Source organism: Pseudomonas sp. GW821-FHT11G12 (assembly GCF_058808055.1).
In genome coordinates this window covers 189,471-213,321 of record NZ_JBXARH010000001.1, presented here as the reverse complement: position 1 = coordinate 213,321, position 23,851 = coordinate 189,471, and the positions used below count along the sequence as shown (strand labels likewise).

Annotated in this window: 17 protein-coding genes; 7 read left to right on the top strand and 10 right to left on the bottom strand. The window is 62.7% G+C overall.

What is annotated here, in order from left to right:
* Window positions 1–41 precede the first annotated feature (41 nt).
* Entirely contained in the window at window positions 42–740 is a 699-nt protein-coding gene (locus AC1RR7_RS00880; RefSeq protein WP_096823070.1) for a glutathione binding-like protein, read from the bottom strand.
* 297 nt (window positions 741–1,037) lie between these two features.
* On the opposite strand from AC1RR7_RS00880, the gene AC1RR7_RS00875 reads away from it, so the two are divergent.
* Window positions 1,038–1,712 (top strand): histidine phosphatase family protein, encoded by a 675-nt coding sequence (locus AC1RR7_RS00875; RefSeq protein WP_096823071.1) that lies wholly within the window; start codon window positions 1,038–1,040, stop codon window positions 1,710–1,712.
* 31 nt (window positions 1,713–1,743) lie between these two features.
* Here the strand turns inward: AC1RR7_RS00875 and mnmH are convergent, their stop codons facing one another.
* Window positions 1,744–2,847 (bottom strand): tRNA 2-selenouridine(34) synthase MnmH, encoded by a 1,104-nt coding sequence (gene mnmH, locus AC1RR7_RS00870; RefSeq protein WP_493155742.1) that lies wholly within the window; start codon window positions 2,845–2,847, stop codon window positions 1,744–1,746.
* Complete coding sequence (gene selD / locus AC1RR7_RS00865; protein ID WP_096823073.1) at window positions 2,847–3,881, bottom strand: selenide, water dikinase SelD; 1,035 nt, start codon at window positions 3,879–3,881, stop codon at window positions 2,847–2,849. The genes mnmH and selD overlap by 1 nt, the downstream gene beginning before the upstream one ends.
* 179 nt (window positions 3,882–4,060) lie before the next feature.
* Here selD and AC1RR7_RS00860 point away from each other — a divergent pair, with 179 nt between their 5' ends.
* Window positions 4,061–5,443 (top strand): hypothetical protein, encoded by a 1,383-nt coding sequence (locus AC1RR7_RS00860; protein WP_493155740.1) that lies wholly within the window; start codon window positions 4,061–4,063, stop codon window positions 5,441–5,443.
* Between the two features lie 84 nt (window positions 5,444–5,527).
* Here AC1RR7_RS00860 and AC1RR7_RS00855 read toward each other — a convergent pair whose 3' ends face one another.
* The gene (locus AC1RR7_RS00855; RefSeq protein ID WP_493155738.1) at window positions 5,528–16,048 is read right to left on the bottom strand and encodes an autotransporter-associated beta strand repeat-containing protein; all 10,521 of its coding nucleotides are present in this window, start codon (window positions 16,046–16,048) and stop codon (window positions 5,528–5,530) included.
* A gap of 407 nt (window positions 16,049–16,455) precedes the next feature.
* Here AC1RR7_RS00855 and AC1RR7_RS00850 point away from each other — a divergent pair, with 407 nt between their 5' ends.
* Together AC1RR7_RS00850 and AC1RR7_RS00845 are read left to right on the top strand one after the other, a co-directional pair.
* Window positions 16,456–17,415 carry a nucleoside-specific channel-forming protein Tsx gene (locus AC1RR7_RS00850; RefSeq protein ID WP_096821989.1) on the top strand — a complete coding sequence of 320 codons (960 nt, stop codon included), beginning with the start codon at window positions 16,456–16,458 and terminating at the stop codon, window positions 17,413–17,415.
* A 14-nt stretch (window positions 17,416–17,429) separates the two neighbouring features.
* Complete coding sequence (locus tag AC1RR7_RS00845; RefSeq protein WP_493155736.1) at window positions 17,430–18,452, top strand: purine-nucleoside phosphorylase; 1,023 nt, start codon at window positions 17,430–17,432, stop codon at window positions 18,450–18,452.
* 3 nt (window positions 18,453–18,455) lie between these two features.
* Here the strand turns inward: AC1RR7_RS00845 and AC1RR7_RS00840 are convergent, their stop codons facing one another.
* The 3 genes from AC1RR7_RS00840 to AC1RR7_RS00830 form a co-directional block, all read right to left on the bottom strand.
* Window positions 18,456–19,412, bottom strand: a complete 957-nt coding sequence (locus AC1RR7_RS00840; protein WP_493155734.1) for a quinone oxidoreductase family protein — start codon at window positions 19,410–19,412, stop codon at window positions 18,456–18,458.
* Between the two features lie 30 nt (window positions 19,413–19,442).
* A complete protein-coding gene (locus AC1RR7_RS00835) occupies window positions 19,443–19,616 on the bottom strand; it encodes a DUF1427 family protein (protein WP_085733565.1) in 174 nt (57 codons plus the stop codon).
* Window positions 19,617–19,705: 89 nt separating this feature from the next.
* Window positions 19,706–20,485 (bottom strand): AraC family transcriptional regulator, encoded by a 780-nt coding sequence (locus tag AC1RR7_RS00830; protein ID WP_493066560.1) that lies wholly within the window; start codon window positions 20,483–20,485, stop codon window positions 19,706–19,708.
* A gap of 146 nt (window positions 20,486–20,631) precedes the next feature.
* Between AC1RR7_RS00830 and AC1RR7_RS00825 the strand changes: the two genes are divergently transcribed.
* Entirely contained in the window at window positions 20,632–20,859 is a 228-nt protein-coding gene (locus tag AC1RR7_RS00825) for a DUF6555 family protein (RefSeq protein WP_096821993.1), read from the top strand.
* 38 nt (window positions 20,860–20,897) lie between these two features.
* On the top strand, window positions 20,898–21,170 hold the full coding sequence (locus AC1RR7_RS00820; RefSeq protein ID WP_096821994.1) for a hypothetical protein: 273 nt from the start codon (window positions 20,898–20,900) through the stop codon (window positions 21,168–21,170).
* Window positions 21,171–21,193: 23 nt separating this feature from the next.
* Here AC1RR7_RS00820 and AC1RR7_RS00815 read toward each other — a convergent pair whose 3' ends face one another.
* The 3 genes from AC1RR7_RS00815 to AC1RR7_RS00805 all read right to left on the bottom strand — a co-directional run bounded on the left by AC1RR7_RS00815 (window position 21,194) and on the right by AC1RR7_RS00805 (window position 22,743).
* Window positions 21,194–21,361 carry a metallothionein gene (locus AC1RR7_RS00815; protein WP_074689145.1) on the bottom strand — a complete coding sequence of 56 codons (168 nt, stop codon included), beginning with the start codon at window positions 21,359–21,361 and terminating at the stop codon, window positions 21,194–21,196.
* A 433-nt stretch (window positions 21,362–21,794) separates the two neighbouring features.
* Window positions 21,795–22,250: a DMT family transporter gene (locus AC1RR7_RS00810; RefSeq protein ID WP_493091927.1), complete on the bottom strand. Its 456-nt coding sequence runs from the start codon at window positions 22,248–22,250 to the stop codon at window positions 21,795–21,797.
* Window positions 22,251–22,254: 4 nt separating this feature from the next.
* The gene (locus AC1RR7_RS00805) at window positions 22,255–22,743 is read right to left on the bottom strand and encodes a DMT family transporter (RefSeq protein WP_192558511.1); all 489 of its coding nucleotides are present in this window, start codon (window positions 22,741–22,743) and stop codon (window positions 22,255–22,257) included.
* 111 nt (window positions 22,744–22,854) lie between these two features.
* On the opposite strand from AC1RR7_RS00805, the gene AC1RR7_RS00800 reads away from it, so the two are divergent.
* Window positions 22,855–23,790: a LysR family transcriptional regulator gene (locus AC1RR7_RS00800; RefSeq protein WP_493155732.1), complete on the top strand. Its 936-nt coding sequence runs from the start codon at window positions 22,855–22,857 to the stop codon at window positions 23,788–23,790.
* The last annotated feature ends 61 nt before the right edge of the window (window positions 23,791–23,851 follow it).

Sequence of the window (23,851 nt, the reverse complement as noted above, 5' to 3'; positions counted from 1 at the left end):
TACCGGGCGCGCAATAATCCGCGCACCCGGCTCCCACAGGGTTATGAGGGAATGGTCAGCCCGCGCACCACGGCCGGCCGCGCCAGAAAACGCTCCAGTACCCGGGTGACGTTCGGGAAGTCCTTGATGCCGACCAGATCGCCCGCCTCGTAGAACCCGATCAGGTTGCGCACCCACGGAAACGTGGCGATGTCGGCGATGGTGTAGCGCTCGCCCATGATCCAGTCGCGCCCTTCGAGGCGGGCGTTCAGGACGTTGAGCAGGCGTTTGCTTTCGTCGACGTAACGGTCACGGGGACGTTTGTCTTCGTAGTCCTTGCCGGCGAATTTGTTGAAGAAGCCGAGTTGGCCGAACATCGGGCCGATGCCGCCCATCTGGAACATCAGCCACTGGATCGTCTCGTAGCGCAGCGCGCCTTCCTGGGCCAGCAACTGGCCGCTTTTGTCGGCGAGATAAATCAGGATCGCACCGGACTCGAACAACGGCAGCGGTTTGTCATCCGGGCCGTGGGGATCGAGGATCGCCGGGATCTTGTTGTTCGGGTTCAGCGACAGGAACGCCGGGGACATCTGGTCGTTGGTGTCGAACCCCACACGGTGCGGTTCGTAGGGCAGACCGATCTCTTCGAGCATGATCGAGACCTTGACGCCGTTGGGAGTCGGCAGAGAATAGAGCTGAATCCAGTCAGGGTACTGCGCCGGCCATTTCTGGGTGATCGGGAACGCGGACAGATCGGTCATGTGTAGCATCCAGTCACAAAATGAAAGGCCTGAGCATAATCCACGTTTTCCGCTCTGGCTCGGGTTCTTTTTTGCCGTGGGCACCACGCTTACTTAATTCCGCAACATCCTGTCGCTAACCTTCCCTCAAGCCTTTGGGCGATGCCTTTAGAGTGCGCCCCGGCAGGCGGATCGAACCAAAAGGCCTGCGGGGGCTCCAAGCAAGCCAATCAAGACAGGGAAAAACACCCGGCCCCGGCAGCCCGTGGTGTAGAGGTTTGTCAGCCTTAACCGAACACGCTGAAGAATCCTGATCTCATGACGAACTTGATGAAAGTCGCCAAACGCTTCAAACATCGCGCCTACGTGGCCCTGCCCTCTCTGTTGGCGGTGAGCGCGCTGTTCCTGTCGCTCGAGTCCAGCGAAAGCCGCGCACAACCGGTGGACGGCACCCAGACCCTGATCTTCCTGCGCCACGGGGAAAAACCTGCCGGCGGCCTCGGCCAGCTCAACTGCCAGGGTCTGAACCGCGCCATCGAGCTGTCGACGCTGCTGCCGGAGAAATTCGGCAAGGCCGACTACGTGTTCGCCGCCAACCCGACGCGCAATGTCGAGGAAGGCGAGCTGGACAATTCCTACAGCTACATCCGCCCCTTGATGACCATCAGCCCCGCCGCGATCAAGCTCGGCCTGCCGGTGAACATCGAGTTCTCGGCCAACGACACCAGCGACCTGGCTCGGGAGCTGACCGCCGACAAGTATCACAACTCGACCATCTACACCGCCTGGTCCCACGGCTACCTGCCGGAGCTGATCAACAAGGTCGCCGGCAAGGCTGTTGGCGAGAAACAGTCCATCACCGAGGACTGGGCGTCCGGCGACTATGACTCGCTGTATGTGCTGACCCTGACCTGGCACAACGGCAAGGCCAGCCTGCAGAGCCACAGTTACAAGCAGGGGCTGGATAACGGCAAGGTCACTTGCCCGACTTGAGTGTTCTGGAGCCGGTGCCGGGTCTCCGGTTTCAGCGTTTCTGATTCAACCGCTCGCGCAGATACTCGATCACCGCCCCGCGCTCTCCGGCAAACTCGATCCGCGCGCCCTTCTTCTCGCGCTGAAACACATACATCGGGTCGTAATATTCGCGCAGTAATCCCTCGATCCAGCCTCGGTGCAAATCCACCGCGCCGCTGCGCCCCTGCTCTGCCAATGCGTCTTCCATCAACAGCAGCATCCGCCGATGGCGTTCGCCGCCCAGACGTTTCTGCACATTGTTCAGGCTCTCGAGCAACCGTTCAGAGAACAGCGCAAAACCCTGCTCGCCGTGCACTGCCGAAAACTCGGCCGACAGGTCCACCACGTAATCGCGCAGGATCCGCTGCACACGATCTTCAAAACTGTCCTCCAGCCAGACCATCGGGTAGTGCTGCATGCCCTGATACAACGGCAGCGGCAAGGCGCAGCTGCCGACCACCCGGCTCTCGTCTTCGAGCACGAACTGGCCGATGCCGGTGTCACGCTTCTTGAGGAGGTCGATGGCCAGGCGGTTTTCGAAGTCGATGTTCGACGGTTGCCCGGTGGCGCGTTTGCCGAAACTGGACCCACGATGGTTGGCGTGGCCCTCCAGATCCAGACCGTTGCCCAACTGCACCAGCAGTTCGGTCTTGCCGGTGCCGGTCATGCCGCCCAACAACACGAAATCGCACTGGGTCACGGCTTGCTCGAGGGTGTCGATCAGGAAATTGCGCAGCGCCTTGTAGCCGCCACGGATGCGCGGATAGTCGATCCCGGCCTCGCTCTTGAGCCATTGCCGGGTGATCTGCGAACGCAAGCCGCCGCGAAAGCAATAGAGATAACCGTCGGGATGGGCCCGGGCAAACTCGGCCCAGGCCTCGATACGTTCGGCCTTCACCGCGCCGGACACCAAGCGGTGGCCCAGTTCGATGGCAGCGTGTTGGCCATGCTGCTTGTAGCAAGTGCCGACCTTCTGCCGCTCCAGATCATTCATCAGCGGCAGATTGACCACGCCGGGGAACGCACCTTTGTGAAACTCGACCGGCGCGCGAACATCCATCAGCGGTCGGTCGTTGAGGAAAATATCCCGGTAATCGCCGTAGTCAGGGTCCATCAAGACACCTCGACGGCGTGGGTCTGTCGCTCGACCAGTTCACCAATCGGTTCCAGGCTCAAGCCCAGTTCCGCTGCCACGGCAAGGAATTCGGCGTTGCCTTGCGGGGTCACGGCCACCAGCAACCCGCCGCTGGTCTGCGGGTCGCACAACAGCCGTTTGTGCAGTTCCTGCACCCGCCCGAGCCGGTCCGAATAGCTGTCGAAATTGCGCAAGGTGCCGCCCGGCACACAGCCCTGTTCGAGGTAATATTCGACGCTGTCCAGACGTGGCACGCGGTCATAGACGATGCGTGCGGTGAGGTGGCTGCCGTCAGCCATTTCCACCAGATGCCCGAGCAGGCCGAAACCGGTGACGTCGGTCATCGCGGTGACGCCGGCCAGTTTGCCGAAGCGACTGCCGGGTTTGTTCAGCGTACACATCCAGTCCCGGGCCAGACCGATATCGGCATTGCGCAACTTGCCCTTCTTTTCGGCGGTGGTGAGGATGCCGATCCCCAGCGGTTTGGTCAGGTACAGCAGGCATCCGGCGGTGGCGGTGTCGTTGCGCTTCATGAAGCGTTTTTCCACCAGTCCGGTGACGGCCAGACCGAAAATCGGCTCCGGCGCATCGATCGAATGCCCGCCCGCCAAGGGAATTCCCGCCGCATCGCACACCGCGCGACCGCCACGAATCACTTCGCGCGCCACTTCCGGTGCCAGCACGTTCACCGGCCATCCCAGAATGGCAATGGCCATCAATGGATCGCCGCCCATGGCGTAGATATCGCTGATCGCATTGGTCGCGGCAATCCGGCCGAAGTCGAACGGGTCATCGACGATCGGCATGAAAAAATCGGTGGTCGACACCACGCCGCGCTCGGCATCGATCTCGTACACCGCCGCGTCATCACGCGAGGCGTTGCCGACCCACAATTTCGGATCAAGATTCTGCGCCCCGCTGCCGGCGAGGATCACCTCCAGCACTTTGGGCGAAATCTTGCAGCCACAACCGGCGCCGTGGCTGTACTGGGTCAGACGAATGGGCTCGCTCATCGGGGCAATCTCCGGGAAGGGACAGGGGCGAATTCTAGCAGAGGGCCTCAATGGAGCTGCGAGTGCGTCACACCCTGAACAGGATTGGGCATATTGACATCAGTGTGCAGTCCACCAGAATCGGCGCTCGCCGAGTGGACGGTCACGTCCCCCCGCTTCTACACCATTTAAGGAAGAACATGTCTGAGTTACTGGATGCAGTGGAAAAACACGGAACGCTGGCTGCCAAACTGATAGTGGCGCTGGGTATAGGAATTACCTGGGGCTACTGCGCCTTCATCATCAACTTCTTCCCCACAGGATTAACTCTCGCCGACAGCCTGGTGTTTATTTTTATCGCGCTTGGCTTCGGACTGCTCTATTTCTACTGGTTGCTTTTCGGATTTCTGGGCGTGTATTTCGCGCACGACTTCACTAAAAGCTCCAAAAAAATGGACAAAGCCTTCGCGGTTTTCATGTGTTTTGTTTTTATCGGCTGCCTGATCATCGTCGCCCTTTTAATGCATGATTTTTCACCACTCGCAGCGCCCGTCTTCAGTGGCGCCCTGTTGTTCCTTTCAATCATCTATTGGAAACCTGACGCTGCCGGCGCGACGATTGAACAGATTCGCCAACGTGCACGGATGCGCGTGGCCACGTTCATCACTGCCTTGATTCTGCCGATTGCAGTGGCGGTGCCTGTCATGGGCCTCATCATGGGCCTCATCATTGGCAGCACCTTCGGATTCATCGGCATCGCACAGAAGGATGTCTCGTTGGCGTTGAGTGAAGAGAACCAGAAAGTCGTCAGCGATGTTGCAAAGGAATTCGATATTTCCGTCTACGGATGCCTGAAAAGCGGCAGTCAAACCAACATCGTTCATCACTTCAATATTCTCTGGCATGGCTTGGGCGAACGGAGTCTCGTGGAAATACTTGCATACAACGGAAAAGACTGGTCACCAAAAGCCAGAATCGAGTTGGATCGCAGTGGTTTGAAAGTTTTGAAAGCCTCCAATAAGGAAGCCAGTTTCAGTACCTGCCACACGCTTAACTCCGATGCACTTTTTGACACTTACGAAGACGAAGTCAGCACAAGCGGAAAGCAACAATTGATCACCTTCAGCAGCGAAACCAAACAAAAGCTCGAAAAGGATCACTTACACATCCTGTCAGCAAAAATCATCGGATACACGGACAGAACACCGGTCATGAAATCGGGAGATTCAAACGCGGCCTTGTCTTTGCGACGCGCAGAAAGTGTGCATGCAGAGTTGGAGAGTCTGTTCATCGGCGTGCCAGCGGTCCCGGTTAAGAGTACTGGGCAAGGCTCGCTTTTTCCCAAATCGAACTGCCCCAGGAATCTCGGTTCCGTCGAGCTCAAAGAGTGCCTGGCCGCAGATCGGCGAGTAGAGATTGAGCTGCAACTGCAAATGAAGTCCTCCAGTGCGCGGGCACAACCTTCGACAGCAAGCAAAAGCGGAGCCTGGTATGACGCCATACTTTGCAAAGTCGGGTTCCAAACATGCGTGGATAAAACAACACCTGCCGCCGTTCTTCCTGCGACTAACCCGCCGAACTGACACTCATGATCCGAGATCACGGATTCGAGCGTATTTAGCCAAAAAAAACCGCCCTTTCGGGCGGCTAAAGTGCTTCGACCATGATCAGAAGCTTTGGCTGAAGCTGATGGTCATCGCGCTGTCGTTGTTGTCGCTGGACACCTGACCCGAGTAGCCGATGCCGAGCTTGCCGGTCGGGCTGATCTGGAAGTCCACGCCGGCTTCGAGCAGCGCACTGTCCTTGGCGATCGGCACGCCCTGGGTGCTGAACGACGCGCCGCCGTCGATGAAGGTCAGGTCGGCGTCAGGTTTGGTGTCGCCGTAGGCATGCCGCCAGCCGATCGCCGCCCGTGGCGTGAGTTGGCTGCCGTTGGCCAGGGTCACCAACTTGCCGATGCGCACACCGAGGGTCGAGTAGGTGATGTCCTGATCGGCATCGCCTTTCAGGCGCCCCACTCCGCCTTTTTCCTTGGCGGTGTCGCTGTCGTAGTTGACGTAGGCCAGGCCGGCGAACGGTTCGATGGCCACGCCTGCCGCATTGATGGCGTAACCCACTTCGCCGAACACCTGAGCACTGCGGGCATCGTAGTCAGCCTTCAGGCGATCGTTGTAGGCACCGACGCTGACGTCGCGTTTGGTCTCGATGCTGTGCCAGCTGTAAGCCGCGCCGAGGCGCACGGCCAGTGCATCGAACTGCGAACTCAGGTAACCCGCCAGGTGGTAGCTGTCGACCTTGGCATCGGAGTTGCGATCGTGGGCGTTGAGGTTGCCACGGGTGTAGCCCGCGGCCATCCCGGCGCGCCATTGATCGTCGAGTTGCTTGTCCGTGCCGAGCATGAAACCGCCGAGGCTGCGATCGACTTTCGCCGTGTTGCTGTCGCCGCCCATGTCGCCCCAGGCACCAATGGCCCGGGCCCAACCGACCATTTCACCGTGGCAGCCGTTACTGCTCAGTTGGGTGTCGCTCGGTGCCAATGTACGGCGTGGATCATCCGACGCGCTGCAGGTCGGTTGACGCATACGGTCATTGACTGCTTCACGCACAAAGCGTGAATCCTCGAGAACCGCGCTCACGGTGCTGGCATGGATCTCCCCGGACAGACTGTCGAAGGCGTGACGCGCGCCGGCCACGCTGAGGTTGACGATCTCGTTCTGCAACGCAGCACCCGCCGGCCCGTTGCTCATCAACGCCGAGGCGGTGTTGCGCTGGTTGCTCGTGGCGGCGACGTCGGCGAACGAATTGCCGTTGCGGCTGACCACCAGGTTCACCGCGTCAGGGCTGTACACCAGCGCCGTGTCGAGGAACGCATATTGCGGCAGATCGGCGGCGCTGAAGGTGCCGGTCACGCCACCGCCGGCGGTGATCAGCGAATACACGGTGTTGCCGGTGAACGGCGCCAGGCTGTTCACTTGCAGGCCACCGCCCAGAGTTGCGGTGCCACCAACGGCCAGAGGCGTAGCGGTGGGCGAACTGACGGTCAGGGTCAGCACGCCATCAGCGGCGTTGGTCAGGTTGCCCGCCACACTCAAGGTGCCGTCTGCGCCACCGGAGGCCACCACACCGTGGTTGACCACCGAACCGACGCTGCCGTTACCGCTCAGGGCCGCGCCGTTGGCCACGGTCACTTGTCCGCCCAGGGAGGCCCGCGCTGAACGGCTGCCGACCTGCAGCACGCCTTGATCGACCGACACGGTGCCGCTGAACGGTTGATCGCCGGTCAACAGCAAAGTCCCGACGCCACGCTTGGCCAGCGCACCGAGGCCGCTGAGAACACCATTGAACTGGCCATTGGTATTCTGCTGGAACACCAACGAAGCGTTATCGATGATGTTGCCTTGCAGGCTGGTGGTGTTACCGATCAGCGTACCGCCGCTGACCGTGGTGCCACCGCTGTAAGTGTTGGCGCCGGTGAGGATCAGCGTACCGGAGTCCAGTTTTTCGATACCGCCGGTACCGATCAGTGGCACATCAATCTGCGCGCTGGCGCCGGCATTCACGCGGATTGGCGCCGGGGTGCCACCAGGCCCGTTGACCGGGGTCAGCGTGTCGCCGGCATCCGGTTCCAGGCTGTAGCCGTTGACGAGGAATTGCAGCCCGGTGAAGTTCTGGTTGCCTTGGATGGTGACCGTCCCGCCCTGCCCGCCAAACACTGCGAACTGGCCGTTGGAGCCCAGTGCCTGAGTGCCGGTCGGGTCGGTCCAGTTGGTGCCAGGCCCCCACACGCCGTTGCCGCCACCGATGCTGCCGTCCGGGTTGGTCTTGCCACCGTTCCAGAACTGCACTTCGCCCGGCGTGCCTTGCACCAGCAGGTTGACCTGATTGGCCAGCGCAGTTTGCAGGGTCAGATTGGCCGCCGAAACCGGCAGGCTGCCGTAGACCAGACCGTTGTTGGTCAGCGTGCCACCGTAGCTGAACAGCTGATACACCCCGACGCCGAAGCCACCGGCGTTAGTGATGTTCAGCGTGCCGTCGAGGGTCAGGTTGCCGGCGACGTTGACCACAGTCGTGGAGCTGGCGGCCGAGCCGAGGGTGAAGTCCAGATTCGTCCCCGAAGACAACGCCAGTGAACCAACCGACAACGGTGCGGCGTTACCGCCGCCAAGCAGCGTCGCACCGCTGGCCAGTTGCACAGTCCCACCGAATTGACCGCTGCCACCGATCTTCGCACCGCTGGCGACATTGACGTTGGCGCTGTTGAGCACGCCGTTGACGTTGAGCGTACCGGCCTGCACGGCGGTGTTGCCGGTGAAGGTGTTGTTGCCGGTCAGCAGCAAGGCGCCGGTGCCGGTTTTGTTCAGGGTGCCGGCGCCCGTCAGATTGCCGGTGTAGCTGCCGTCGCTGTTCTGCTCGAAGGTCAGCGCCGCGTTGTTGACGATTGCACCTTGCAGGCTGCTGGTGTCGCCACGGGTGCTGCCGCTGTTCAGCGTCGTGCCGCCGCTGTAGGTGTTGGCGCCGCTGAGCACCAGGTCGCCAGCGCCGTTTTTCACCAGGCTGCCGCTGCCGGTGATCGCGCCGATCAGCGTGGTGCTCTGGTTGCCGGCCAGGGTCAGTTGCGCCCCCAGGTTGATGGCGTTGGCCAGTTGCAGCGCAGAGGTGCTGTCGAGGGTGCCGTTGCCCAGCACACTGAGAGCGCCGCTGCTGATCGCGCTGTTGTTGCCCAGAATCAGCGTACCGCCAGACAGCTGAGTACCGCCGCTGTAAGTGTTGCTGCCGTTGAGGGTCAGGCTCGATGCGCCGGTCTTGATCAGACTGCCGCTGCCGCTGACCACACCGCCGAGGGTCAATGCGTTGGAGCCGGCGACGGTGAGTCCGCCATTGAGCACCACATCGTTGGCCAGGCTGACCGCCGTGTTGCTGTCCAGCGCCGTGCCGTTGGCGGCGGTCAATACGCCAGTGCCGAGGGCCGCATTGTTGCCAACCACAATCTTGCCGCCGTTGAGCGCGGTGCCGCCGGTGTAGCCGTTGGCCGCGTTGAGCACCAGGGTGCCGGTGTCGTATTTGCCCAGCGTGCCGGCGCCATTGAGCGCGACGCCCACGGTCGCGGTGACGTTCGGGTCGACCCGCACGGTGGCATTGCCCAGCGAACCGTTGACCAGATTCAACGAACCGGCCGTGCCGTTCTGCAGGCTGTAGCCATCGGTGACGAACTGCATGCCGGTGATGGTTTGCGCGCCATTGACGGTCACGGTGCCCGCCGTGCCCTGGAACACCGCGAAACTGTTGGTCCAGGCCTGATTGGTGGTGCCGTTGACGTCGGTCCAGTTGGTGGTGCCGGTGCCCCAGGTGCCGCTGCCGCCATCCACCGAACCGTTGGCAACGAGTTGGTTGCCGTCCCAGAACTGCACGGTGACGCCCGGTGCGGTGACCAGCAGGTTGATCTGGTTGGCCAGCGCGGTCTGCAGGGTCAGATCGCCCGGCGTGACGCTGCCCGGCACGGTGCCGATCAGCATGCCGTTGTCGGTCAGGCCGCCGGTGTAGTTGATCAACCGGTACACGCCACTGCCGAAGCCGCCGATGTCGCTGACGTTGAGGGTGCCGTCGAGGATCAGGTTGCCGCCGACGTTGACCAGCGCGTTGCCGCCACCGGAAACCGGTGCGCCGAGGCCGACATCGAAGTTTGAGTTGGCGTTGAACACCAGCGAATTCACCGACAGCGTGCTGCCGGTGGCGCCGGCCAGATGGCCGCCGTCCGCCACGGTCACGGCCCCGCCGAGCGAGCCGCTACCGGTCAGGGTGCCGCCGCTGTTGACCAGTACGCTGGCGCTGTCCAGCGAGCCGCTGACGTTCAAGGTGCCGGCGTTGACCGTGGTGTTGCCGGTCAGGCTGTTGAGGCCGGTCAGGGTCAGCGTACCGATGCCGAGTTTGTTCAATTCGCCCGTACCGGTGAGCACACCGCCGAAAATACTGCTGGCGTTGTTGCCGCCGATGCTCAGCGTGTTGCCGCCGCCGATCAGGGCGGTGCCGCTGCCGGTCAGGCTGGCGAGGCTGCCCGAGCCGCCGAGGTTGAGGGTCGCCGCAGCGCCGAGATTGACCCCGGCGTTACTGCCCAGTGCCGAGTTGCCCAGGGTGGTCAGGCTGCCGGCCTGCACGTCGAAGGTGCCGCTGAAGGTGTTGTTGCCGGACAGCGTCAGGTCGGCCAGACCGTTCTTGGTCAGGGTGCCCGCCCCGGCAATCACGCCACCCAGGGTCAGGTTGTTGTTGCCGGCCACGGTCAGGTTGGCATTGACGTTGACGTTGTTGGCCAGCACCAGCGGCGCAGTGGTGTCGAGAGTCGATGCGCCCGCCACGGTCACCGCGCCGGAGCCCAGGCCCGCCGAGGTACCGAGGGTCACGGTGCCGGCGTTCAGCGTGGTGCCACCGCTGTAGGTGTTGATGCCATTGAGGGTCAGGTTGGAGGCGCCGTTCTTGATCAGTCCGCCGCTGCCGCTGACTACGCCGCTGAGGGCCACGTCGCTGTTGCCGGTGTTGGTCAGGTTGGCGTTGAGCACCACGTTGTTGCCGAGCGACACCGAGGTGTTGCTGTCCAGCGACGACGCCCCGGCCACGGTCAGGTTGCCCAGACCGAGGGCGCCGTTGCTGCCGGCGGTCAGGGTGCCGGCATTGAGGGTGATGCCGCCGAGGAAGTTGTTGGCCCCGTTCAGGATCAGGTTGGCCGCGCCGTTCTTGGTCAGGCTGCCGGCGCCGTTGATGGCTCCGCTGAGTGTCAGATCGTTGCTGCCGACGATGCCGAGGTTGCCCGCCAGGTTGATCGCGTTACCCGCCGTGAAGGCGCCACTGGCATCCAGGGTGGTGCCATTCGCCGCGTTCAGGGTGGCCGAGCCCAGCGCGCTGTTCGACGCCAGAATCAATCCGCCCGCGTTCAGTGCCACCGGCCCGAGGAAGGCGTTGTTGCCACCGAGGGTCAGGCTGGCCGAACCGTTCTTGATCAAGCCGCCAGTGCCGGAAATGACACCGTTGAGGGTCAGCGCATTGCTGCCGAGCACGGTGAGGTTGCCGTTGAGCGTGGCCGCGTTGGCCAGGGTCACGGCGGTGTTGCTGTCCAGTTGCGTACCGGCGTTGGCGATCAAAGCGCCAGTGCCCAGGGCGGTGTTGCTGCCGACGACCAATGTGCCGCCGTCCAGTTGCGTGCCGCCGGTGTAGCTGTTGGCGCCGTTGAGCACCAGTGTGCCCGCATCGAGTTTGTTGAGGATGCCGCTGCCGTCGATGTTCACACCGACCGTGGCGGTCACGCCCGGATCGACCCGCATCGCCGTGGTGCCGCCAGTGCCGTTGACGGCGGTCAGCAGACCCGACGTGCCGTTGACCACGTTGTAGCCATCGGTGAGGAATTGCATCCCGGTGAACAGTTGCGTGCCGTTGACCGACACCGTGCCCGCCGTGCCCTGGAACACCGCAAAGTCGCCGGCCCAGGTCTGGTTCACCGTGCCGCTGGAATTGGTCCAGTTGGTGCCGCCGGCAGTCCATGTACCAGTGCCGCCATCCACGGTGCCATTGGCGATCGTCTGGCTGCCGTCCCAGAAACGCAGGTTGGTGTTCGGCGCCGACACCACCAGGTTCACCTGGTTACCCAGGGTCTGCACGAGGATGTCGCCGAGGCCGTAACCCACCGGCACACCGGCCACGGTCAGGCCGTTGTCGGTCAGCGCGCCGATGTAGTTGAACAAGCGGTAGACACCGACACCGAAACCGCCGGCATCGGTGACGTTGAGATTGCCGTCGAGGGTCAGGTTGCCGCCGATGTTCATCAGCGAGCTGGTCGAAGGCGTGGCGAGGCTAGCGTCGACATTACTGTTGGCGGTGAGGATCAGCGACGAGGTGGACAAGGTGTTGCCCGAGGACAACGCCAGATGACCGCCGCTGTTGATGGTGATGAAGCCCAGCGCCGAACCGGTACCTGTGAGGGTGGCGCCGTTGTTGATGTTGAGCTGGGTGCTGGCCAGCGAACCGGTGAGATTCAGCGTACCGGCGTTGACGTTGGTGTTGCCGGTGAGGCCGCTGCTGCCGGTGAGGTTCAGCGTCCCGGTACCGACTTTGGTCAGGGCGCCACTGCCACCGAGGTCACCGTCGAAGGTGCTGGCGCCGCTCACGCCGCCCACCGTCAGGGTGTTGCCGCCGGCGATCTGCACGCTGCCGCTGCCGCTCAGCCCGTTGAGGCTGGCGCTGCTGTTGAGATAGAGATTGGCGCCGGCGCTGATGTTGGCGCCGGAGGTGTTGCCCAGCGCCCCGCTGCTCACGGTGGTGACGCTGCCGGAGGCGATGTTCAGCGCACCGGTGAAGGTGTTGTTGCCGCTGAGCGTCAGGTCGCCAAAGCCGTCCTTGGTCAGGCTACCGGCGCCATCGATCACGCCACTGAGGTTCAGGGTGTTGCTGCCGGCCAGGGTCAGGCCGGCGTTGAGGGTGATGTTGTTGCCGACGCTCATGCCGGTGCTGGTATCCAGCGTCGAAGCGCCACCGACGGTCAGATCGCCACTGCCCAACGCAGCGGCCGAGCCCAGTGTCAGCGTGCCCGCGTTGAGCGTGCTGCCGCCGCTGAAGGTGTTGGTGCCGTTGACAGTCAGGTTGGCTGCACCGTTCTTGATCAACTGGCCTGCGCCGCTGATCACGCCGCCAAGGGTCAGGTCCTGGGTGCCGCCGACGCTCAGCGCCGCATTGAGCACGACCGCGTTGGCCAGACTGGCCAGCGGCGAACTGCTGTCGAGCGTTGCTGCGCCGCCGACGGTCAAGGCGCCGGTCCCCAGTGCCGAGCTGTTGCCGACGGTCACCGTACCCGCGTTCAGCGTGGTGCCGCCGACGTAGGTATTGGTGCCATTGAGGTTCAGATTGGCTGCGCCGTTTTTCACCAGGCTGCCGGCACCGGCAACAGTGCCAGTGAGGGTCAGATCGGCGCTGCCGCCGATGTTCATCGCACCGGCCAGGTTGACCTGGTTGCCCAGAGTGACGGCTGTGTTGGTATCCAGTGTGGTGCCGGCCGCTGCGTTCAATGCGCCGCTGCCGATCGCGGTATTGCTGCCGACAATCAGCTTGCCGACGTTGAGTGCGGTGTTGCCGAAATAGGTGTTGGCGCCGTTGAGAATCAGGTCGGCGGGGCCGCTTTTGGTCAGGCCACCGACACCGGAGACCACACCCGCGAGCGTCAGCGCGTTGCTGCCGCCGATGGTCACGTTACCGCCGAGGTTGACGTTGTTGGCCAGGCTCGTCGCGGTGCTGGCGTCCAGCGTGGTGTTGTTGCCGGCGTTGAGCACGCCGGTGCCGAGGGCGGTGTTGGAGCCGACGATCAGTGTCCCGGCGTTCAGCGACGTCGCACCGGTGTAGGTGTTGTTGCCGGTCAGGGTCAGGGTAGACGTGCCGGTCTTGATCAGGTTGCTGCCACCGCTGATCACGCCGCCGAGGGTCAGCGGGTTGGCGCCACCGGCGGTGAGGTTGGAGTTCAGCGCAATCGCGTTGTTCAGCGTCACGTTGGCGCTGCTGTTGAGCGTTGCACCCGCCCCGCCCACGGTCAGCGTGCCGGTGCCGAGTGCCGCGCCGTTGCCGACGGTCAGGCTGCCGGCGTTGAGCGCCGTGCCACCGGTGAAGGTGTTGGCGCCGTTGAGGGTCAGGTTGGCGGTACCGTTCTTGATCAACTGACTGGCGCCGCTGAGCACGCCGCCCAGGATCATGCCGTTGCTGCCGCCGATGGCCAGGTTGCCGTTGAGGGCAACGTTGTTGTTGAGGATGACCGAAGTGTTGCTGTCGAGGGTCGCGGCATTCGCGACGGTCAGGGCGCCACTGCCCAGTGCGGCGGCGTTGCCGACAGTGAGCGTCCCGGCGTTCAGCGTGGTGCCACCACTGAAGGTGTTGGCGCCGTTGAGAATCAGGTTGGCCGCGCCGTTCTTGGTCAGCCCGCCGCTGCCGCTGACCACACCGCCGAGGGTCAGGTTGGCGTTGCCGGCGATGTTCAGGTTGCCGCCGAGGGCGACGGCGTTGCTCAGTGCCACGGTGGTGCTGGCGTCGAGGGTAGTGCCCGCCGCCGTGGTCAGTGCGCCGGTACCCAGCGCGGTGTTGGAGCCGACGATCAGCGTCCCGTTGTTCAGCGCCGTACCGCCGGAGAACGTGTTGTTGCCGCTGAGGGTCAGGTTCGCGGTGCCGCCCTTGATCAGGTTGCCGGCGCCGCTGATGACGCCGCTCAGGCCCAGGGCCTGAGTGCCGCCGATGGTCAGGTCCGACGCCAGTGCAACCGCGTTGGCCAGCGTCACCGCCGTCGTTGCATCGAGGGTGGTGCCGGACGCAGCGTTAAGTGCTCCCGTGCCGAGCGCGGTGTTGCTGCCGACGAACAAAGTGCCGCCGTTGAGCGCAGTGGTGCCACTGTTGGTGTTGTTGCCGGTCAGGGTCAGGCTGGCGCTGCCGCTCTTGGTGATTGCGCCGGTGCCGGAGACGATGCCGGACAGCGTCAGAGCATTGCTGCCAAGCACGTTCAACGCACCGGTGATGCCGACGTTGTTGGCCAGGGTCACGTTGCCGGTGCTGTCGAGGCTGGTGCCGTTGCTGGTATTGAGCACCCCGGTGCCCAAGGCGTTGTTGTTGCCGACGCGCAAGGTGCCGGCGCTGAGGCTGGTGATCCCGGTGTAGGTGTTGATGCCGTTGAGGGTCAGGCTGCCGCTGCCGGTTTTGGTCAGGTTCGCGGCGCCGCTGATCACTCCGCCCAGGGTCAGCGCACCGGTGCCGGTCGCGGTCAGGGTGCTGTTGAGCGTGATCGCGTTAGCCAGCGAAATCGGCGTCGTCGCCGAGATGCTCGAAGAGCCGCCAACGGTGATGCTACCGGTGCTGAACGCCTGGTTGTTGCCCACCAGCACCACACCGCCGTTGAGCACGGTATTGCCGGTGTAGGTGTTGATGCCGCTGAGGTCGATCTGGCCGCTGCCGATCTTGGTCAGGCCGCCAGTGCCGGAGATCACCCCGTTCAGAGTCATGCCGTTGATGCCCTGCAGGGTCAGACCGCCGGCGCCCAGGTTGATCTGGTTGGCCAGCGACAGTCCGGCGTTGCTGGCCTGGAGAATCCCGCCGTTGGACGTCAGTACGCCGCTACCGAACGCCGCGTTGTCGTTGAACTGCGCGACACCGCCATTGAGCGTGGTCGCACCGCTGACCAAGGGCCCCTGCAAGGTCCAGGTGCCGCTGTTGAGGGTCAGGTTGTTGAAGTTGACGTAGACCAGGCTGGATGCCGTGCCGGTGCCGGTGGTGCCGCCGCCAAGGCCGATCGGGTTTTGCAGGATCAGCGTGTTGGTACCGGCTGCGCCGCCATCGATCGTCCCGGTCGGGGCGAAGGTCAGGTTGACGCCGATCAAGCCACCGAGGCCGACGGACAATTGCGCACCGTCACCTTGGTTAACGCTGGAACCTGTGATCGCGTAGAAGGTGTTGGTGCTGCCCGCCCCCATCGACACGCCGCCAGTGATGTTACCGGCGTTGGTGAAAGTGTTGCCCGCCACCGACGTCTCGAACGCGACCCGGCCGTTGATCGTGCCGGTGGCGCTGTTGGTCATGTTGACTTGTGAACCGCCATACACCCCGACCACCGGGGTATCGGCCAGGGTGATCCCGCCGACCGACAGCCCGGTCGAGGTAATCGTGCCGTCGTTGGTGATGGTCGTAGTGCCCGACACCGAGTTGTTCACGGCTATCCCCAGCCCGTCGATGCTGGTCAGGTTGAGGCCGAGCAACATGCCGGTACCGCGAATGAGCCCGGTGGTGTTGTTGACGATGCTCACCGTGCTGGTCGCACCGGTGCCGATGAACGCGCCGCCACTGAGGATCGAGACCAGGCCCAGCAAGGCCGGGTCGAGGGTGCCGGAGTTGTTCAGGTTGATGTTGGCCCCGGTCAGGTTGATCACCTTGCCACCCAGGGTCGCGTTCATCTGTGCACCGTTGGTGACGTTGACCGTCAATCCGCTGGTGGCACTGCTGTAATCGTTGAGAAACAGCGGCAGCGTCGGGACGCCCGAACAGGTAATCGTGGAGCCTGCAGCCGAGCAGGTGGCGAACGCCTGCTCACTGACCCCGCCGAACAGTAGCCCGGCGACGCTCAGGTGCACAGCAAGGGAAAGTGGGGAAAAACGCGAAACGAGGGCGACACCAAACCTTGCTTCCACGGGCTACTCCTTTCGTGGCCAATTCATCCTTGAAGGCGTGCAACTGCGGCAAGATCCGACACGCGTATCAAGCGTATGACGGTCATCAGATAAACCGTCTATTCCCGAGACAAGCTAGTTGATGCCCTGCGATGGGGCACCGGTTAAATAGTGTTAATACTTTTGTGCGATAAGCCGGCAAGGCGATGCTCCGAGCCGTTCTGAGCACGGGCTTGAGTACTTTTGGGGAAGGCCTGAGCCATGCTTGACCGAAGGGCCAGGTAAATCACTGAATTGATCTGTTTTTCAGCGTCTTGCGAAACTGGTACGGGTTGTGCAAACGTTTGCGAGTCGCCGTTACTCACAATTTCGTTACAGAACCGTACAAGCCCGCTTTTTCGGGCCTTGATCCGCAAAAAGGACTTTGAATGCACGTTTCTTCCTGCCGCCGCCGTCGTGGTGCGCGCACCGTTGCTGTTTCCCTGCTACTGGCCGGCGTTACCGGAGTTCTCAGCCACACCGCGCTGGCGCAACCTGCCCTGCCCGAAGAATCTGCCCAGGGCGAAGCTCTCAGCCCCGAAGCCAGCCCGCCGAAAAAAGGCGCGTACCTGTCGGACTGGTACAACCAGGACCTGATGCTGATCGGCAGCAAGGACATCAGCTTCGGCCCGCAACCGGCCGACGATATCTATCTGGAATATGAGTACTTCGGGCGCAAGGGCCCGTTCGAGCTGTACGGCTACGTCGACATTCCGAAGATCTTCAACATCGGCAACAGCCACGACAAAGGCGTGTGGGATCACGGCTCGCCGGTGTTCATGGAACACGAACCGCGCATCTCCATCGACTACCTCGCCGGCCGCAGCCTGGCCATCGGGCCGTTCAAGGAATGGTACGTGGCGTTCGACTGGATCTACGATCACGGCAGCCGCAAGGAGAACCGTGCCAACACGCTGTACAGCGGTTTGGGTACCGACATCGACACCCACTCGCGGGTCAACCTGTCGGCCAACCTGTACGGGCGCTACCAGTGGGAAAACTACGGCGCCAGCAACGAGTATTCGTGGGACGGCTACCGCGCGCAGCTGAAGTACATCGTGCCGATCGACAAGTTCAGCAACGGTGCTTCGCTGACCTACATTGGTTTCACCAACTTCGATTTCGGCTCGGACCTGCACAAGGACAACCCGGCGCGCACCGCCAATGCCACGGTGGCGACCAACGTGTTGCTGTACTCGTTCACGCACCTGCGCTTCACCCTCGTCGGCCGTTACTTCCACAACGGCGGCAACTGGGAGGACGGCAGCGAGCTTAACTTCGGCGACGGCAACTTCCGCGCACGTTCCAACGGCTGGGGTTACTACGCCGGCATCGGTTATCAGTTCTGAATCCAGGAGCAATCATGAAAGCAATGACGCGTATATCTCTGGCCGCTGCTGCCCTGCTCTCTTCCACCGCCTGGGCGGCCGAGGCACCGATTCAGCCGAAAGTCGTGCTGATCACCATGTTCGCCCCGGAAGCTCAGCACTGGATCGATCGCCTCGAACTCAAGCAGGAAATCCGCGTGCCGGGCCTGTCCACCGAGTACCCGACCATCCGCTGCAACACGCAACAGGTATGTCTGATGACCACCGGAATGGGTCAGACCAACGCCGCCGCCTCGACCCTGGCACTGGCGCTGTCGCCGAAATTCGACCTGCGCAAAAGCTACTTCCTGATCGCCGGGATTGCCGGCATCAGCCCCAAACACGGAACCATCGGCACCGCTGCCTGGGCGCATTATCTGGTCGAGTTCGGCACCCAGTGGGAACTGGATTCGCGCGATGCGCCATCGAGTTGGCCGACCGGTTACCTCGGCATCAACACGAAAGGCCCGAATGAAAAACCGCCGCTGGACTACAAGACCGAAGTCTTCGAACTCAACCCGAAACTACAGGCCAAGGCCTTCGCCCTGAGCCACAAGGTCGAACTGAGCGAGAGCAAGGAATCGGCGGCGTGGCGCCTGAAATACCCGGCAGCACCGGCCAATCAGCCTCCGGTAGTCACCCGTTGCGACACGCTGGCGGGCAACACCTGGTTCTCCGGCACACGCCTGAGCGAACGCGCCGAGGTCTGGACCAAATTGTTGACCGACAACAAAGGCGAATACTGCACCACCCAACAGGAAGACAACTCCACCTACGAGGCCCTGCTACGCGCCAGCCGCGAGGGCCTGGTGGACGTGCAGCGCCTGGCCGTGGTGCGCGCCGGCTCCGACTTCGACCGCCCGGCGCCGGGCGGTAGCGAAGTGGACAACCTGCTCAAGTACGCCGATCAAGGCGGATTTGTCCCGGCACTGGAAAACCTCTACCGCGCAGGTCATCCGCTGGTGCAGGACATCCTGAAGCACTGGTCGGCGTGGGAGAACGGCGTCCCTGAAGCCTGAGGATCAAGGCATCAGGATGATCTTGTCGCCACTGCCCTGATTCACATCGGCATAGCGCGCCAGTCCTTCGGCCAGCGGCGCTTCGACAAGCCCTTGCGGCAGTGGCAGCAAGTCTTCGTCGAAGAACCGGCCGAACTGTTCGAGCATCGCCGCGCAAGCCTCAACGCCGTACAGCAGGGAGTTGATGCCAACCACGGAACCGCCCTTGCGATACAGGGCCAGCGCCGGCAGTTGCACATGCCCGTCCACCGGCGCAGCGATGATCGCGATGCGCCCGAAAGGTGCCAGCGCCGGCACCGAGGCCGGCAGCCAGAACCCGGTGGTGTCGAAGATCACGTCGGCACCACCGCGGTACACCGCGTTGACCTGAGCGCCGAGCTCCTCGGGCTTGTCCAGTTGGATCGTCTGATAACCCTGCGCCTGCAAATCCATGACCTGCTCCGGCCGCCGCGCCGCCGCCAGCAACTGCGCGCCACGCACCTTGGCCAGCGCCAGTGCCGCCGTCGCCACCGCCCCGCCGCCGATCACCAGCAAACGGGTTTCAGCGCTGACCAGACTGCGCTCCAGCGCATCCCACGCTGTGGTGTAAGGCACACCGAGGCTGGCGGCCTGGGTGAAACTCAGGTGCGAAGGTTTGTGCGCCACGCCATTGGCCGGCAGTTTGACGAACTGCGCATGGGAGCCGTCGGCGAAAAAGCCCAGCTCCCGGCCGGTGCCCCAAACCTCCTGACCAATCAACGCCTGCGGCCCCTCGACCACCACACCGGCAAAGTCCCGACCGGGAATACGCGGCAGCGTGGTGTAAGGGAAACGCCCGAGCACGTTCTTCACGTCGCTGGGGTTCAGGCCCGCCGCCTTGATCTGCACCAGCACCTCGTCGACCCCCGGCACCGGTGTCGGCACCTCGACGAAGCGCAGGGAAGACAAGTCGCCGGTTTTATCGAATTGCAGTGCTTTCATGAGTTGATCCACCGAATGAAAAAAGGAAATTCAGGACAGCCAGCCACTGACCAGTTGCCGGCCCATCGGCCACAACTGCTCGCCCGCCAGCATGCCCAACAGGCCGACCAGCGCGATGGCCGGTGGCGCCGGGGAACGGAAATCCAGCGCGCCATACAGCAGGCCGACGCCCAGACCGATGCCCAGGGAAATCAGGTAGTTCATGGGATCACTCCGCCACATAAAGGGAATGGGCAAAGTCTAGGGAAAGGCTGCGACCGGCACCGGCCAAGGACTTCTGAATTTCGGCCAAATCAGCCTGGAAGCTGCCCGGCACTGAACTGCGAAGGCGCGACACCCAACTCGCGGCGGAACATGTCGCTGAAACTGCTCGGCGAATAACCCAGCTCACGGGCAATCGCGCTGACCGGCACGCCCTGAATCAACTCCGCCACCGCCGTCGCCAACTGCACCTGCCGCCGCCACTCGGCAAAGCCCATGCCCAGGCCTTCCTTGAACAACCGTGCAAGCGTACGCACGCTGGCCCCGGCGTTTTCGGCGTGTTGCTCAAAAGGAATCTCCAGCGACGGCGCAGCCATCACCGCCTGACACAGACTCATCAGCCGCCGGTCGGCATCGTCCGGCAGCGGAATCTTCAACTGTGAACGCCTTGCGCGTCTCAGCTCCAGCAGCGCCAGCCCGACCAACGCTTCGTAATACTCGGCATCGCCGTTATCGCCCTGTTCCACCAGCCCGACGATCAACTCACGCAGCAGACCACCGACCTCGATCACCTGCACCGTTTCATCCAGCGTCGCCGCCAGCGCCGGGCGCAGGTAGATATTGCGCATCTGCAAATCCGACACCACGCGAATCCCGTGCGGCACGCCCGGCGGCAACCAGACCGCCCGCTGCGGCGGCACCACCAGCGCCTCGTGCGGGGTCTCGACCCACATCACGCCGCTCATCGCATACAGCAACTGCCCCCAGACATGCTCGTGCGGCTCGATGAACAACCCGCGCGGATACGTGCGGGCCAGCGGTTGCACCGGCACATCGGTATCACTCAGATCGGGGGGCGCGGCGAGGGCCATGGCGAACATTCATCGGGGTTGACGGAAACGCCATGGTAACCAGTCCGCCCCCTCGCTCGCCATTGATAGATACCGTCGGACAATCCGAGTGAATTTTCCCGGTGCGCGACGATCCTTCTATTACCACAGGGAGGAAGACGGGCTTTATGAACAACGCAAAACTGTTTGTCATCGAATACACCCTTCACGGCGCGCCGAAGTCGTTCATTATCCGCTCGGACAAAATGGACAACACCGAGGCGTGGCACTGGGCAAGCTGCGACGCCGGGGTGGGCCGCATCCCGCGTTTCGGCCGGGAAAAGGTGCAAAAGACCAGCAAGCCCGCGGCGGAAAAATTCGGCGTGGAAAACGTCACGTGGCGACCGGCAAGCTAAGCTGTGGCGCAGGTGGGGACTAATTCGGGGGAACACACATGACGACCATCAGCAGCCCGGCGCACCTGGACTACAGCCTGGACACCGCCTCCGGCAGAGTCACCAGAAGCATCGACTGCCCGGTTGGCCTGGAACCCGTCGAAAACGATCCCTACTGCTTCGCCCTGCGCGTCCCGGCCCCACAGCCGGAAGACCTCGAACAGGCCACAACCGTCGACGTCCGAGTCGAAGGCCGACGCCTGCAAGGCACCGTCCGCCACACCGAACGCCTGGACGACGACAGCCTGAAACTGGAAGTGGAGCCTGACTAGGCTCCACTGTTTCATACAGACCGTTATTTCGGGTGCGCGCACTGGCAACCCTTGCCAGAACACTCCTCGCCACTTTTGTGATGATGCGCGCAGGCCTCACAGCAATAATGCTTACCGTGCGCCACATAAGAATGCTCACCCTCCTTGATCGTGCAACGACATCCCGGACAATCGCATTTTCTATCTGCCATGGAACAGACTCCTTTGGTGGTGGTTGTCTGAGGCTGAAAGAACAAGCCGTGCTACCAGTGTAGAAGGTGAAAACCACCCAACAACCCAACAACCGAACCACTCACTCAACCATCCCCCACCACTCAACACGATGAGCGTTAGCTCGAGTACCGCTTTTGACGCACAGGCCCGTCGGCAGGCTGAGTGGAGGGATTGATCCGGGGGTGGGAGCGCAGCGACCGTGCGGCGAAGCCGCATGCATCGAGAGGAGGTGCAGCGAAGCAAACCGTAGGCGATGCCCCCGGATCAATCCCGGAGCGAAGGAACCCGAGCCACAGCGAGGGCCGTACGTCAGGGCACAGACCTTTTGGTTACTTTTGGGGCGTTTGCCAAAAGTGACCCGCCGTAAGGGCGGAACCCTAAGAAGCCGTTACCGCAGCAACGGATATGTACTCAATCAACCCCCCGCACGCTACTGCGATACATAAACACCAACGCCAACCCCAAACAAACCATCGCCAAAACCCGACTCGAAGACAGCTCAATCGCCGGATTCCCCAACCACCCAAAATTATCAATCAACATCCCCATCCCCAGTTGCCCGACAATCACCGCCACCGTCGCCACCGCAGTCCCCACCCGAGGCACCGCCCCCACCATCACCATCATATAAACCACCCCAAACAACGCCCCGCTCAACTGCCACTTCGGCACCTCCAACAAACTCACCACCTGCGCAGGCTCAAAAAACAGAATCAACAACCCCGTCGAAACTGCCCCCACCACAAACGTCAACAAACTGCTGCGCAGAACGCCGACGGTTTCACCCAGACGCCCATTGATCGCCGCCTGCACACTCAACACCGCGCCAGCCAACACCACCACCGCCAACAAAATAACCAGACTCATCACTTCACCCCCGCGCAATCAAAACCAAAGCCGCCACAATCAACCCCAACGCCAGCCAGCGCTCGGCATTGACCTTCTTGCGCGTAGCCCCAAACCAGCCGAAATGGTCAATCAGCACACTCTTGCCGACCTGCCCCGACAGAATCGCAATCATCGTCATCGCAATCCCGATATGCGGCGTCGCCAACGTCAGCACCACCACATACATCGGCCCCAGAAACCCGCCGATCAACTGCCAGCGCGGCAGATCGGTCAGCGCCGGCCCCTTCTGCGGCCCCGCAAACAGCAACAGCAAAAACAGAATCGCCGAGCCAACCCCGAAGATGCTCAAGGTCGCCCACAGGTGCCCGACCTGTTCACCCAGCGGCCCGAGCAACCCGGCCTCCACCGACAAACCCATGCCAGCCAGAATCACCAACGGCAACAGCAACAAGCGCAAACCGGACCGGACGACAGGAGCCGGCGCAGCACTCACTTCATCAAACGACTGCATCTAAAAAACCTCTGAAGGACACGATGGCGCGGATTATCGGCTGGCGCAGCTGTGCGATAAATGGGAGCATCCTGACAACACTTTTGCGCTACTCGCACAGCAGGACACACGATGCACGGGCTCAACGAACTGGGATTCAAGGCGCTAAGGCTGTTTGTGGCCGTGCTCGATCACGGCAGCTTTTCCGAAGTCGCCCGCCGCGAGGGCGTGGCGCCCTCTTCGATATCCCGGCAGATCCAGTTGATGGAGCAAGCGCTGAACCAGCAACTGCTTTACCGCCACACCCGCGCGGTCACACCAACCGAAGCCGGGCGCATGCTCGGTCATCACGCACGGTTGGTGCTGGTGCAGCTGGAAGAAGCCGAACAGGCGTTGCAGGAACAGCAAAGCGAACCGACCGGACTGGTGCGGATCAACGCCCCGGTGGTGTTCGGCCAGCGCCACCTGACACCGTGGCTCGGCCGTTTGTGCGAGCGCTACCCAAAGCTGCAACTGGACATCCAGCAGACCGACCACTACATCGACCCGCTGCAGGAAGGTGCCGACCTGCTGTTCCGCATCGGCCCGCTGCACGATTCGAGCATGCAGGCACGGATCCTCGCGCCGCACCGGTTTCAGGTCGCGGCCAGCCCGGCGTATCTCAAGCGCTTCGGCACACCGCAGCATCCCGAAGACCTCGCCCGCCACCAGTGCCTGGCCTACAAGGGCGCGACCGGCCAGCAGCGCTGGTTTTTCCGTCAGGATCAGGGCGAGTGGACGCCGTATTCGGTCAAGGGTCCGATCACCGGCAACCACGCGGACACCCTGACCCAGGCCGCCGAACAGGGTTTGGGGCTGGTGATGTTTCCGTCATGGCTGATCGGCGAGGCGGTGCGTGAGGGCACGCTGGTGCCGGTGTTGGGGGATTATCAGGTGTCGAACAGTGTCGAGCCGCAGCAGATTTCGGTGCTGTGGCCGGGGAGTCGGCGGTTGTCGGTGAAGGTGCGGACGGTGATTGATTTCTTTGTTGAGTGTTTTGGGGAGGTTCCTTATTGGGATCGACCCTGAAGATCAAAAGCCAGCCCTCACCCTAACCCTCTCCCGGAGGGAGAGGGGACCGATTGGGGGA